The sequence below is a fragment of the Flavobacterium sp. genome (assembly GCF_035456085.1).
Classification (GTDB): Bacteria; Bacteroidota; Bacteroidia; order Flavobacteriales; family Flavobacteriaceae; genus Flavobacterium.
Genome location: NZ_DATIDY010000190.1, coordinates 1 through 13261 on the forward strand (window position 1 = coordinate 1; position 13261 = coordinate 13261).

Annotated in this window: 10 protein-coding genes; all 10 read left to right on the forward strand. The window is 34.0% G+C overall.

From position 1 onward, the window contains the following. Positions 1-1527 (forward strand): phosphoribosylformylglycinamidine synthase subunit PurQ (locus tag VLC96_RS14095; protein ID WP_325263914.1); only part of this gene is annotated, 1527 nt, incomplete at its 5' end. Between the two features lie 132 nt (positions 1528-1659). Then, a complete protein-coding gene (locus VLC96_RS14100; protein ID WP_325263916.1) occupies positions 1660-2538 on the forward strand; it encodes a hypothetical protein in 879 nt (292 codons plus the stop codon). A 116-nt stretch (positions 2539-2654) separates the two neighbouring features. Continuing rightward, complete coding sequence (locus VLC96_RS14105; RefSeq protein ID WP_325263918.1) at positions 2655-3098, forward strand: hypothetical protein; 444 nt, start codon at positions 2655-2657, stop codon at positions 3096-3098. Between the two features lie 238 nt (positions 3099-3336). Further along, positions 3337-5118, forward strand: coding sequence for an AMP-dependent synthetase/ligase (locus tag VLC96_RS14110; protein WP_325263920.1), 1782 nt, complete (start codon positions 3337-3339; stop codon positions 5116-5118). A gap of 135 nt (positions 5119-5253) precedes the next feature. Then, complete coding sequence (locus VLC96_RS14115) at positions 5254-6303, forward strand: proline iminopeptidase-family hydrolase (protein WP_325263922.1); 1050 nt, start codon at positions 5254-5256, stop codon at positions 6301-6303. Between the two features lie 421 nt (positions 6304-6724). After that, on the forward strand, positions 6725-7204 hold the full coding sequence (locus VLC96_RS14120) for a MarR family winged helix-turn-helix transcriptional regulator (protein WP_325263923.1): 480 nt from the start codon (positions 6725-6727) through the stop codon (positions 7202-7204). 129 nt (positions 7205-7333) lie between these two features. Next, positions 7334-9724: a 3-hydroxyacyl-CoA dehydrogenase/enoyl-CoA hydratase family protein gene (locus tag VLC96_RS14125; protein WP_325263925.1), complete on the forward strand. Its 2391-nt coding sequence runs from the start codon at positions 7334-7336 to the stop codon at positions 9722-9724. Positions 9725-9821: 97 nt separating this feature from the next. Further along, the gene (locus VLC96_RS14130) at positions 9822-11003 is read left to right on the forward strand and encodes a thiolase family protein (RefSeq protein ID WP_325263926.1); all 1182 of its coding nucleotides are present in this window, start codon (positions 9822-9824) and stop codon (positions 11001-11003) included. A gap of 45 nt (positions 11004-11048) precedes the next feature. After that, the gene (locus VLC96_RS14135) at positions 11049-11396 is read left to right on the forward strand and encodes a four helix bundle protein (RefSeq protein ID WP_325263927.1); all 348 of its coding nucleotides are present in this window, start codon (positions 11049-11051) and stop codon (positions 11394-11396) included. A 38-nt stretch (positions 11397-11434) separates the two neighbouring features. Further along, on the forward strand, positions 11435-13225 hold the full coding sequence (locus tag VLC96_RS14140) for an acyl-CoA dehydrogenase FadE (RefSeq protein ID WP_325263928.1): 1791 nt from the start codon (positions 11435-11437) through the stop codon (positions 13223-13225). Positions 13226-13261: the final 36 nt, after the last annotated feature.

Genomic DNA, 13261 nt, shown 5'->3' on the forward strand with positions numbered 1-13261 from the left:
TTTGCAATCGAATTAGGAATCAATATTCCAACAGGAAAAGATTCACTTTCGATGAAACAAAAATATCCAAATGACGAAGTAATCGCACCAGGAACGGTAATTATTTCTGCAGCTGGACATTGTACTGATATTAAAAAAGTAGTTGAACCTGTACTACAAAAAGACGGTGGTTCAATTTATTATATTAATTTATCTCAGGATGACTTCAAATTAGGAGGTTCATCTTTTGCACAAATTTTGAATGCCATCGGAAATGAAGCACCTACAATTAAAAGCGCTTCTTTCTTCAAAAATGCCTTCAATACGTTACAGGAATTAATTTTAGACAATCAAATTCTAGCTGGACACGATATCGGAAGTGGTGGTTTAATCACTACTTTATTGGAAATGTGTTTTGCCGATGTGAATTTGGGAGCTAAAATAGATTTCTCTGTTTTTGAAGAAAAAGACATTATCAAATATTTATTTGCTGAAAATATAGGGATTGTTTTCCAAGCAAAAGAAGATTCAGTTTTAGAAAACAAATTAAATGCTAACGGAATTTCATTCTTTAAATTAGGTGCTGTAACCAATGAAGCTACTTTGGATTTTGGACCATGTAAATTGGATATTGCAAAATACAGAGACATTTGGTTCAAAACTTCATTCTTATTAGACCAAAAACAAGCTAAAAACGGAACAGCACAAGCTCGTTTCGACAATTATAAAAATCAAGTATTAAACTATACTTTCCCAACTCATTTTACAGGAAAAAAACCAGTAATTGACAATTCTAAACCAAGACCAAAAGCAGCTATTATCCGTGAAAAAGGAAGTAACTCCGAGCGTGAAATGGCAAATGCAATGTACTTGGCAGGATTTGATGTAAAAGACGTTCACATGACCGATTTGATTTCGGGTCGTGAAACTCTGGAAGATATTCAGTTTATCGGAGCTGTTGGAGGATTCTCAAATTCTGATGTTTTGGGTTCTGCCAAAGGTTGGGCGGGAGCTTTCAAATACAATGAAAAAGCAAATACTGCTTTATTAAACTTCTTCAAAAGAGAAGATACATTATCAGTTGGAATTTGTAACGGTTGCCAGTTGTTGATGGAATTGGAATTAATCAATCCAGAGCATAAAGTTCACGGTAAAATGCTTCACAATGACAGTCACAAACACGAAAGTATTTTTACTTCGGTAACTATCCAAGAAAACAAATCGGTGATGTTATCTACTTTGGCCGGAAGTACTTTGGGGGTTTGGGTTTCTCATGGAGAAGGAAAATTCAATTTACCTGAACCGGAAGCCAATTACAATATCGTTGGTAAATATGGTTATGAGAGTTATCCGGCAAATCCTAACGGTTCTGATTACAATACAGCAATGATGTGTGATAAAACTGGTCGTCACTTAGTAATGATGCCACACATTGAGCGTTCTACTTTCCAATGGAACTGGGCACATTATCCAAAAGACAGAAATGATGAAGTCACTCCTTGGCACGAAGCCTTTGTGAACGCTAGAAAATGGATTGAAAAGCATTAATTATTAAAACAAATAGTATTTTCGAATACTATTTGTTATGAATACAAAAACCCGTCTCTTTGAATTTGCTTGAGACGGGTTTTTCATGATTTTTTTGTTAACCTACTAACTAATTTAAAAAAAGACCCCCAAATGATTTTTTTAAAAAAAGCCCTTTTTCATTTAACTATTTTATTATGTGCTAGCCCTTTATTAGCACAAACAACAGACATTTCATTAAAAACTAATCCTTTATTAGAGCTAGGAATTAATACAAATAATTTAGCATTAAAAGGAAATATCAAAGAAATGCAAGAGCATCAGTTTGTAACCAATGAACAAGGCCATACAACCAATGATTCTGCATCGATAAGCTATATTTATAAATTTGATCAGAATGGTATGGCTAAAGAAATTGAGGAAACTATTAGAAATTTACAAACCAAAAAGAGTTTTTACAGTTACACCAATAGAGGTTTTATTTCTCATATTGATATTGAAACCACTCGTTTATTAACTGAAAATGATTCCACTCAGATCGATTCTGTTTCAAATGATTTACCTGATTTTTCTACTATGGATTACAAATATGTCCAAAAGAAAAACATATTATTTAAGAGCGAAGACTATATCATAAATACACCGAAAAAAAACACTACGCGAACAGAATATTTTTATCATTTTAATGATGAAAATCAAATTTCACAAATCGATTATCAAACTTCCGATTTGACAACCAAATTCAATTATGACGCTAATGGTGTGCTCAAAGAAACATTGACTTTAAAGTCGGGAGTTCCTTTTTATAAAAACATTTATAAATATGATCGAAATAACCGACTCATAAACATAGCAAAAATAAACTCTGATAATACATCAAAATTTCCAAGCGAAGAAACTGTTATAAGCTATAAAATTGATTCTAATGGGAATATTACCGAGAAAAAAATTAAAACATTTCTTTATTCTTCAAAAGCGCCCAAAAAATTTGTTCAAGGTAATTTATATCTTTATCAGTACACCTATTTATAGCTTTTTTATCTAAAATTGAGTTTGTACATTCGCACAAAATACAAAAATTAATACTTAATCTTGGTCTAAAAATAGTGCCCAATATTTTTTAGACTTTTAAAAACTAACCTACATTCATGAAAAAAATTTCATTATTGCTTGCTGCACTTATTTTAGGTGCCTTCAATTCTTTTGCCCAAATCAAAATAACAAAATTTAAGAGTGATAATAAAGTTCATTATATTGCCAATGTCATTGGTTATCCAATTTTTGGTCAATATAACTATGTAAATCAAATCGAACCCATAACCGTTCTGAATCCAGATGGCACAGGAATAATACAAAATGAAGATTTAGTCAAAGAGAATATTATTTGGGGAATTGAATGTTCAGAATCTGGTATTCCTATTTTCAAAGAAGGATTCAATAGTGCAGCTTATTCTTTTTGGTATAAAATAACAGGCAATGGTAAAACTAAAGCTAAGGATGATGATCAATGGATTTTACAGTCATTTACTATTCATTATAACAACAAAAAAATGTTTATATCAGGTGAACGTGTAAAAGAATATGTAGAATAAACTTTTCTTAAATAAAAGCTCAAATCCTTGAAATATCCTAATTTTAAAGTTACAAATTTAATTAGGGCATTTCAAGGATTTTTTGTTTTTATAATTAAATTCACTCAAAATCCAGTTAATTAAGAAAACGATTTCGTTGATAATCAATATTGTAATTATATTAATGTAATTAATTTTCACAAAATAAAAAATATTATTAAATTTTATTTAATTTGCGAGTAAATTTAATAATCTCATAATGATAACCATTAATCGCCTCTTTGATTTCCCATACTATCAGTTAGAAAATTACAATAAACCCGATGCTTTAGTAACAAAGTATGATGGCGTTTGGATCGAAACTTCAACCCAGGAGTATATCGATAAAGCAAATGCTATTTCAAGAGCATTGCTACGAATGGGAATACAAAAAGATGATAAAATAGCTATTATTTCGAGTAATAACAGAACCGAGTGGCACATAATGGACACTGGTATTTTGCAAACTGGTGCTCAAAACGTGCCTATATATCCAACAATCACCGAAGAAGATTATGAATATATTCTGAATCATTCTGAATCTAAATATATATTCGTATCAGATATTGAAATCTTAAACAAAGTTAATGCTATAAAAGCCAACGTTCCTTCATTGAAAGAAATATACTCTTTTAATCAAATTGAAGGTTGTAAAAATTGGAATGAACTATTGAAATTGGGTGAAGATACTGGCAATCAAGATGCAGTTGAGGACCGAAAAAACAATGTAAATCCAGAAGATTTAGCTACTATCATTTACACTTCTGGAACTACAGGAAAACCAAAAGGAGTAATGTTATCACATAAAAACATTGTGTCTAATGTTCTGAATAGTGCTGACAGAATTCCGTTTGATCCAGGTGTTAGCCGTGCGTTGAGCTTCTTGCCTATTTGCCATATTTATGAGCGAATGGTAACTAATATCTACTTATTTTATGGTTGTTCCATTTATTTTGGTGAATCAATCGAAAAAATTTCTGAGAACATTAAAGAAGTAAGTCCAACAGTAATGACTGGTGTTCCAAGACTTATTGAAAAGGTTTACGAAAAAATTATTGCCAAAGGTTCTGAACTTAAAGGAATCAAAAAAGCATTATTCTTCTGGGCTGTTGGTGTTGGTTTAAGATATGCACCATACGGAGCCAATGGATTTTGGTATGAATTACAATTAAAAGTAGCACGCAAACTCATTTTCAGCAAATGGAAAGAAGGCTTGGGCGGTAAATTAGATTTAATTGTAAACGGAAGTGCCGCTTTGCAACCTAGATTAGCCCGAATATTTGCTGCCGCAGAAATATACATTGTTGAAGGTTATGGATTGACGGAAACGTCTCCTGTTATCTCTGTAAATGATTTTAGAAACAAAGGTTTTAAAGTTGGAACAGCTGGAAAAGTCATTAATAATGTAGAAGTGAAAATTGCCGAGGATGGTGAAATTCTTTGTAAAGGTCCAAATGTGATGATGGGCTATTACAAAGATCCAGAAAAAACTGCAGAAGCAATAATTGATGGTTATTTTCATACTGGAGATATTGGAAATATTGATAAAGATGGTTTCTTATCGATTACTGATAGAAAAAAAGAAATGTTCAAAACATCAGGAGGAAAATACATTGCTCCTCAATTAATCGAAAATACGATGAAACAATCTCGTTTTATCGAACAAATTATGGTTATTGGTGATGGTGAAAAAATGCCGGCAGCCTTTATCCAGCCTAGTTTTGAATTCATCAAAGAATGGGAAAGGCTTCATGGGATTGAAGTTGGAAAAACCAATAAAGAGATCATTTCCAATCCGCAGGTAATTGCACGTATTCATGAAGAGGTTGACCATTTGAATAAAAAATTCGGAAATTGGGAACAAATCAAACGTTTTGAGTTGACACCTGATGTTTGGTCAATTGATGGTGGACATCTTACCCCTACTTTAAAACTAAAACGTAAAGTAATCAAAGAAATTTATAAGGATCTGTATATAAAAATTTACGGTCAAGCAGAATAAACCAAACCAAAAAACTAAACCCAAAAAGTCCTGATACTTATACTGTCAGGACTTTTTTTATATAAAAACTTCTTACCTTCACATTTCAATTTTAAAAATCATAGCTCTTTTGAATTTAATCTAAAAAAACATCTTATGAGAATTCAAATCTACTCGATTCTGCTTGTTAGCCTATTTTTAGTTGCAGGTTGTAAAGAAAAAAATGAAGATACAATTAAAGCTCATTATTTAGACTTTTCCAAAAGAGACGATCAGTTTACAGGCGGTATCAAAATGATTCCCATAACTACTCCCAAAGGAACTTTTAAAGTTTGGACAAAAACCGTGGGAAACAATCCAACTATCAAAGTGTTATTACTTCACGGAGGACCAGGTCTCACCCATGAACTGTATGAGTCATTTGATGGTTATTTCCCAAACGAAAGTATTGAATACATCTATTATGATCAATTGGGCTCCTATTATAGCGATCAGCCTAACGACAATAGTTTGTGGACAAATGAACGATTTGTCGAAGAAGTAGAACAGGTTCGAAAAGCACTACATTGTGATAATACTAATTTTTATATTTTGGGACAATCCTGGGGCGGAATCCTGGCTATGGAATATGCCTTAAAATACCAAAAGAATCTCAAGGGATTGATAATTTCCAATATGATGGCCAGCGCGCATGCCTACAACAAATATGCGGACGAAGTCCTTGGCCCAAAACTCCCAAAAGAAGTTTTTGATCAGATAAAAACATTTGAAAAAAACAAAGATTACACCAATCCAAAATACACCGAACTGCTTTTCAAATATTATTACACCGAACATATTTTGAGAATACCTTTGGATAAATGGCCAGAATCCATCAATCGATGCTTCAAACACATCAACCCGAATGTGTATGTCTATATGCAAGGCCCTAGCGAATTTGGAATTACCGGAGATGCTACTTTAAAAGATTGGGATGTGACCGAAAAACTTAAAACAATCACCGTTCCTACTCTCGTCATTGGTGCCAAACACGACACCATGGATCCCAAACACATGGAATGGATGTCCAAAGAAGTTCAAAACGGGCGTTTTCTATATTGTCCAAACGGAAGCCATCTTTCCCAATATGATGACCAGAAAACCTATTTTAAAGGGGTGATTCAGTTTTTGAGAGATGTGGATAGTGGGAGTTTTAAGAAGGGGTGAATATTCTGATTTAAGACACGTCATCTTACTACTGTAGCATTTTAAAGTTTTATTGCTTGCTTTTGTTTGTGGGCAAGGTTTGCAAAACCGCGCTATACATATAAAAGGTATTTACTGCATATCCGAGGGTTGGAAGAAATCTATCTGGCTATTGCCCAAAAGATAGTTCCAAAAAGGATTGAAACGTTATGAAATTTAATTAAAATTCTTAAAAACTGTAAAACAATATTCATGTATTAAAGTTTAACTACAAAATAACTTTACACCTAAAAAATAAAATATTACGCATGCATATTATATTCTCATGCCCTGATTTTTCAAGAGTTTTGTCTATATTTATAAAATAAAACCAAAAAAAAATGATTTTTACTATGCATGCATAATAAATTTTTTATTACATTTGAAAACGATATAGTAGCTTATGAAAAACAAAACACTAGATTATATCCTAAGAGCAACCTGGCAAGCCGTGTCCAGAATGTACAATGAAGAAGCTCATAAATATGACGCGACAATGGCAACGGGATTTGCTTTATTAAGTATTGACAGAGAAGAAGGAACGCCTTCGACAGCATTAGGGCCGAGAATGGGAATGGAAGCTACGAGCTTGACAAGAACCCTAAAATCAATGGAGGAAAAAGGATTAATCATCAGAAAGAAAAATCCGGAAGACGGTAGAGGTGTTTTGATTTATCTGACCGAATTTGGAAAGGAAAAAAGAGAGCTTTCTAAAAACACGGTTTTAAAATTTAATGATTCTGTAAGACAACATGTCTCAGAAGAAAAAATCAACAATTTCATTGAAGTTGCTGAGATTATCAACGAACTAATTCAAAATAAAGCCATATTTAATTCGCATGCAAATGATGAAAACGCTATGCTTCAAGATTTTAAAAAATAATGAAAAAGAGCGTTTTCATTTTCTAACAAAAAAAGTAACTAGGTATTGATATTAACTAATCCAATTTGATAAGATACATCAATGAAGATTGCAAATATTATTACAGACAAAAGCTATAAACATCAAAATATGAAACGCACCATTAAAAAAGTAGCAGTAATTGGATCGGGAATTATGGGTTCAGGAATTGCTTGTCATTTCGCCAATATCGGCGTGGAAGTCTTGCTCTTAGACATTGTTCCGAGAGAATTGACTGATGCCGAAGCTAAAAAAGGCTTAACACTAGAAAGCAAAGTCGTTCGCAATCGTGTAGTAAACGAGCATTTGGCTAACTCTTTAAAATCGAAGCCCTCTCCAATTTACAGCCAAAAATTCGCTAACCGAATCACGACTGGAAATACAACAGACGATATGGCCAAGATTGCTAATGTAGATTGGATTATCGAAGTGGTTGTGGAGCGTTTGGATATTAAAAAATTAGTATTTGAACAAATTGAAAAATTCCGCAAACCAGGAACTTTAGTGACTTCAAACACTTCTGGTATTCCAATTCATTTTATGAGCGAAGGAAGAAGCGAAGATTTCCAACAACATTTCTGCGGAACACACTTTTTTAACCCGGCGCGTTACTTAAAATTATTCGAAATTATTCCTGGTCCAAAAACTTCAACAGAAGTATTGGATTTCTTAAATGAATATGGTTCTAAATTTTTAGGAAAAACTTCTGTTGTTGCAAAAGATACTCCTGCATTTATTGGGAACAGAATTGGTATTTACGGCATTCAGAGTTTATTCCATTTAGTAAAAGAAATGGGATTAACAATTGAAGAAGTTGATAAATTGACTGGTCCGGTAATTGGTCGTCCAAAATCGGCTACTTTCCGTACGGTTGACGTTGTAGGTTTGGATACTTTGGTACATGTCGCCAACGGAATTTATGAAAACTGTCCGAATGACGAACAACACGAATTGTTCAAACTTCCTGATTTTGTCACTAAAATGGTTGAAAATAAATGGTTGGGAAGTAAAACTGGTCAAGGTTTTTACAAAAAAGTAGATAAAGATATTCTTTCTTTAGACTTAGAAACTTTAGAATATCGTCCTGCAAAAAAAGCATCTTTTGCGACACTTGAATTGACTAAAACTATTGATAAACCAATTAATCGTTTTAAAGTTTTAGTAAAAGGAAAAGACAAAGCGGGAGAATTCTACCGTAAGAGTTTCGCCGGAATGTTTGCTTATGTGTCAAACAGAATTCCTGAAATTTCAGACGAATTATACAAAATTGATGATGCGATGAAAGCTGGTTTTGGATGGGAAAATGGTCCATTCGAAATTTGGGATGCTATTGGTGTTGCCAACGGAATCGAAATCATGAAAGCAGAAGGTTTAGAACCAGCTGCTTGGGTTACAGAAATGCTGGCTTCTGGAAGCGACAGTTTCTATACAGTAAAAGAAGGAGCTACTTTCTTCTACAATATCCCAACAAAATCTCAAGTTAAAGTTCCTGGACAAGATTCATTCATTATTCTAAACAACATTCGCGAAAGCAAAAAAGTTTGGAGCAATAGTGGTGCTATTATTCAGGATTTAGGAGATGGAATTTTGAATTTAGAATTCCAATCTAAAATGAATACTATTGGTGGTGATGTACTTCAGGCTATCAATAAAGCAATCGACTTATCAGAAAAAGAATATCAAGGTTTAGTTATTGGTAACCAAGCAGCGAACTTCTCTGTTGGAGCTAATATCGGAATGATTTTCATGATGGCTGTTGAGCAGGAATATGACGAATTGAACATGGCTATCAAAATGTTCCAAGACACAATGATGCGTGTTCGTTACTCTTCTATTCCAGTTGTTGTGGCACCTCACGGAATGACTTTTGGAGGTGGATGCGAAATGAGCTTACATGCTGATAAAGTAGTGGCTGCTGCCGAAACTTATATGGGATTAGTTGAATTTGGTGTTGGGGTTATTCCTGGCGGTGGTGGATCTAAAGAAATGGCTTTGAGAGCATCTGATTTATTCCGTAAAAATGATGTAGAATTGAATGTTCTCCAAGAATATTTCCTGACAATCGCAATGGCTAAAGTATCTACATCAGGTTATGAAGCTTTTGACACTGGACTTTTACAACACGGTAAAGATATCATCGTTGTAAACAAAGACCGTCAAATTGCCGAAGCTAAAAAGCATGCTTTACTTATGGCTGAAGCGGGTTACACACAACCAATCAGAAGAACCGATGTGAAAGTTTTAGGAAAACAAGCTCTAGGAATGTTCTTAGTTGGAACCAATCAAATGGTTGCTGGTAAATACATCTCAGAACATGATTTGAAAATCGCCAACAAACTAGCTTATGTTATGGCTGGTGGTGATTTATCTGAAGCCTCTTTAGTATCTGAACAATATTTATTAGATATTGAGCGTGAAGCTTTCCTGTCTCTTTGTACCGAAAGAAAAACATTGGAAAGAATTCAATACATGTTAACTAAAGGGAAACCACTTCGTAATTAATTATTTTAAATTATAAATGTTGAATTTTAAATGATGCTCAATCAATGAAATTCAAAACTAATTTAAAATTTATAATTCAAAATTTAAAACAGAACAAATGAAAACAGCATATATAGTTAAAGCATATAGAACCGCAGTTGGAAAAGCTCCAAAAGGACTTTTTAGATTTAAAAGACCTGATGAGTTAGCCGCAGAAACCATTCAGTTTATGATGAATGAGTTGCCTGATTTTGATAAAAAACGCATTGATGACGTAATGGTTGGAAATGCGATGCCGGAAGCAGAACAAGGTTTGAACGTTGGTCGTTTAATCTCCTTAATGGGATTAAAAGTAGAAGACGTTCCTGGAGTTACTGTAAACCGTTACTGCGCTTCTGGACTAGAAACTATCGGTATGGCAACTGCTAAAATTCAATCTGGAATGGCGGATTGTATCATCGCTGGTGGAGCCGAAAGTATGAGTTATATTCCGATGGGTGGTTACAAACCTACTCCTGATTATGCTGTCGCAAAAGCAGGACATGAAGATTACTACTGGGGAATGGGGTTAACAGCCGAAGCGGTTGCGAAACAATACAACATTTCTCGTGCAGATCAGGATGAGTTTGCTTTTCAATCGCACAACAAAGCTTTGAAAGCCCAAGCTGAAGGTAAATTTGACAAACAAATTGTTCCGATTACTGTTGAACAAACTTTCATCAATGAAAACGCTAAAAAGGAAACCAAATCATATGTGGTAAACAAAGATGAAGGACCAAGAGCGGGAACTTCAATTGAAGCATTAGCCGGTCTTAGACCTGTTTTCGCTGCAGATGGAAGCGTTACTGCCGGAAACTCTTCTCAAATGAGTGATGGTGCTGCTTTTGTTTTAATCATGAGTGAAGAAATGGTAAAAGAATTAAATATTCAGCCAATCGCCAGATTAGTAAATTTTGCTTCAGCAGGTGTTGAACCAAGAATCATGGGAATTGGTCCTGTAAAAGCTATCCCAAAAGCATTGAAACAAGCTGGATTAACATTAAACGATATTGATTTAATTGAATTAAACGAAGCTTTTGCATCACAAGCATTAGCAGTAACCCGAGAATTAAACCTAAATCCAGACATCATAAATGTCAATGGTGGAGCAATTTCTTTAGGTCATCCTCTGGGTTGTACAGGAGCTAAACTTTCTGTTCAACTATTTGATGAAATGAAACGCCGTGGAAACAAATACGGAATCGTTTCGATGTGTGTGGGAACAGGACAAGGAAGTGCTGGAATTTTTGAATTGGTCTAATTTTATTATTATAAATTTTGAATTATAAATTATAAATGAAGGTACATGAAGGAAAATATTATTGCAACAAAAACATTTGATTTTGCACTATCGATAGTAAACCTTTTTGTTCAGCTTAAAAAAGAAAATGAATTTATAATTTCAAAACAAATAATAAGATCGGCTACAAGTATCGGCGCAAATGTTGAAGAAGCAATTGCTGCACAATCAAGAAAAGATTTTATTCATAAAATGTCCATTGCTTCAAAAGAAGCGAGAGAAACTAAATATTGGTTGCGATTATTAGACAAATCTGATTTAACAACAATTGAAATTAATCATTATTTAATTGAAGTTGAACATATAATTAACATAATAACCAAAATCATTAAAACATCACAGGAGATAAAATAATTTAAAATTTATAATTCAAAATTTAAAATAATAAAGCCATGAGCAACAAAACAAGAGGTGGTCAATTCATCGTAAAAGAAACAAAATGCGAAGACATCTTCACCCCAGAAGATTTCAATGAAGAGCAATTAATGATGCGTGACTCTGTAAAAGAGTTCGTTGATAAAGAATTGTGGGCACATAAAGATCGTTTTGAGAAAAAAGATTATGGCTATACACAAGAATGTATGAAAAAAGCCGGAGATCTTGGTTTCTTGAGCGTTGCTGTACCAGAATCTTATGGAGGAATGGGAATGGGATTTGTAAATACTGTTTTGGTATGTGATTACATTTCGGGAGCAACAGGATCTTTTTCTACTGCTTTTGGAGCTCATACTGGAATTGGGACAATGCCAATTACTTTATACGGAACCGAAGAACAAAAACAAAAATACGTTCCTAAACTAGCTTCAGGAGAATGGTTTGGTGCTTACTGTTTGACAGAACCAGGCGCAGGATCTGACGCAAATTCAGGTAAAACAAAAGCTGTTTTATCAGAAGATGGAAAAACATATTCTATCACTGGTCAAAAAATGTGGATTTCGAATGCAGGATTTTGTTCAGTATTTATCGTATTCGCAAGAATTGGTGATGACAAAAACATTACAGGTTTCATCGTTGAAAATGATCCGAACAACGGAATTTCAATGAACGAAGAAGAGCATAAATTAGGTATTCGTGCTTCTTCTACTCGTCAGGTTTTCTTCAATGAAACGAAAGTTCCTGTTGAAAACATGTTGTCTGAAAGAGGAAATGGTTTCAAAATCGCGATGAATGCTTTGAACGTAGGCCGTATCAAATTGGCAGCTGCTTGTTTGGATGCTCAACGTAGAGTAATCACCGGAGCTGTTAATTATTCAAATGAAAGAATGCAGTTCAATACTCCAATTTCTCAATTTGGTGCTATCCGTTCTAAATTGGCTGAAATGGCTGCTTCATGTTATGCTGGGGAAAGTGCTACTTACCGCGCTGCAAAAGATATTGAAGACAGAATCGCAGATCGCGAGGCTGCCGGAGAATCACACCAAGATTCAGAATTGAAAGGGGTTGAAGAATATGCTATCGAATGTTCTATCTTAAAAGTTGCCGTTTCTGAAGATGTTCAGAATTGTGCTGATGAAGGAATCCAAATTTTCGGAGGAATGGGATTCTCTGAAGACACTCCAATGGAAAGTGCTTGGAGAGATGCTCGTATTGCCCGTATCTACGAAGGAACTAACGAAATCAACAGAATGCTTTCTGTAGGTATGTTAATCAAAAAAGCGATGAAAGGTCACGTTGATTTGATTGGACCTGCTATGGCTGTTCAAGAAGAATTGATGGGAATTCCTTCTTTTGACACTCCGGATTTCTCTGAATTATTTGCTGAAGAAAAAGTAATCATTGCCAACTTGAAAAAAGTTTTCTTAATGGTTGCAGGAAGCGCAGTTCAAAAATATGGAACCGAATTAGATTCGCACCAACAATTATTGATGGCCGCTTCGAATATCCTTATCGAAATCTATATGGCTGAAAGTGCTATTTTGAGAACTGAAAAATTAGCCAAAAAAGAAGGAGAAGCTAAAGTACAAGAGCAAATTGCAATGGCAAAATTATACTTATACAAAGCGGTTGATACTGTAAACCTTAACGGAAAAGAAGGAATTATTTCTTTCTCCGAAGGTGACGAGCAACGTATGATGTTAATGGGATTAAAACGTTTTACAAAATACACAAACAATCCAAATGTAATTGCTTTGAGAGAGCTTATTACATCAAAATTAGTTGCAGAAAACCAATACTGTTTCTAATATAACGATCTTTTTTAGTTTTTTATTTGTTTAAAA

Bases quoted from the DNA above. Each gene is read 5' to 3' on its own strand.
- VLC96_RS14135 (WP_325263927.1), top strand. From the start codon at position 11,049: ATGAAGGAAAATATTATTGCAACAAAAACATTTGATTTTGCACTATCG.
- VLC96_RS14140 (WP_325263928.1), top strand. From the start codon at position 11,435: ATGAGCAACAAAACAAGAGGTGGTCAATTCATCGTAAAAGAAACAAAA.
- VLC96_RS14100 (WP_325263916.1), top strand. From the start codon at position 1,660: ATGATTTTTTTAAAAAAAGCCCTTTTTCATTTAACTATTTTATTATGT.
- VLC96_RS14115 (WP_325263922.1), top strand. From the start codon at position 5,254: ATGAGAATTCAAATCTACTCGATTCTGCTTGTTAGCCTATTTTTAGTT.
- VLC96_RS14105 (WP_325263918.1), top strand. From the start codon at position 2,655: ATGAAAAAAATTTCATTATTGCTTGCTGCACTTATTTTAGGTGCCTTC.
- VLC96_RS14130 (WP_325263926.1), top strand. From the start codon at position 9,822: ATGAAAACAGCATATATAGTTAAAGCATATAGAACCGCAGTTGGAAAA.
- VLC96_RS14120 (WP_325263923.1), top strand. From the start codon at position 6,725: ATGAAAAACAAAACACTAGATTATATCCTAAGAGCAACCTGGCAAGCC.
- VLC96_RS14110 (WP_325263920.1), top strand. From the start codon at position 3,337: ATGATAACCATTAATCGCCTCTTTGATTTCCCATACTATCAGTTAGAA.
- VLC96_RS14125 (WP_325263925.1), top strand. From the start codon at position 7,334: ATGAAACGCACCATTAAAAAAGTAGCAGTAATTGGATCGGGAATTATG.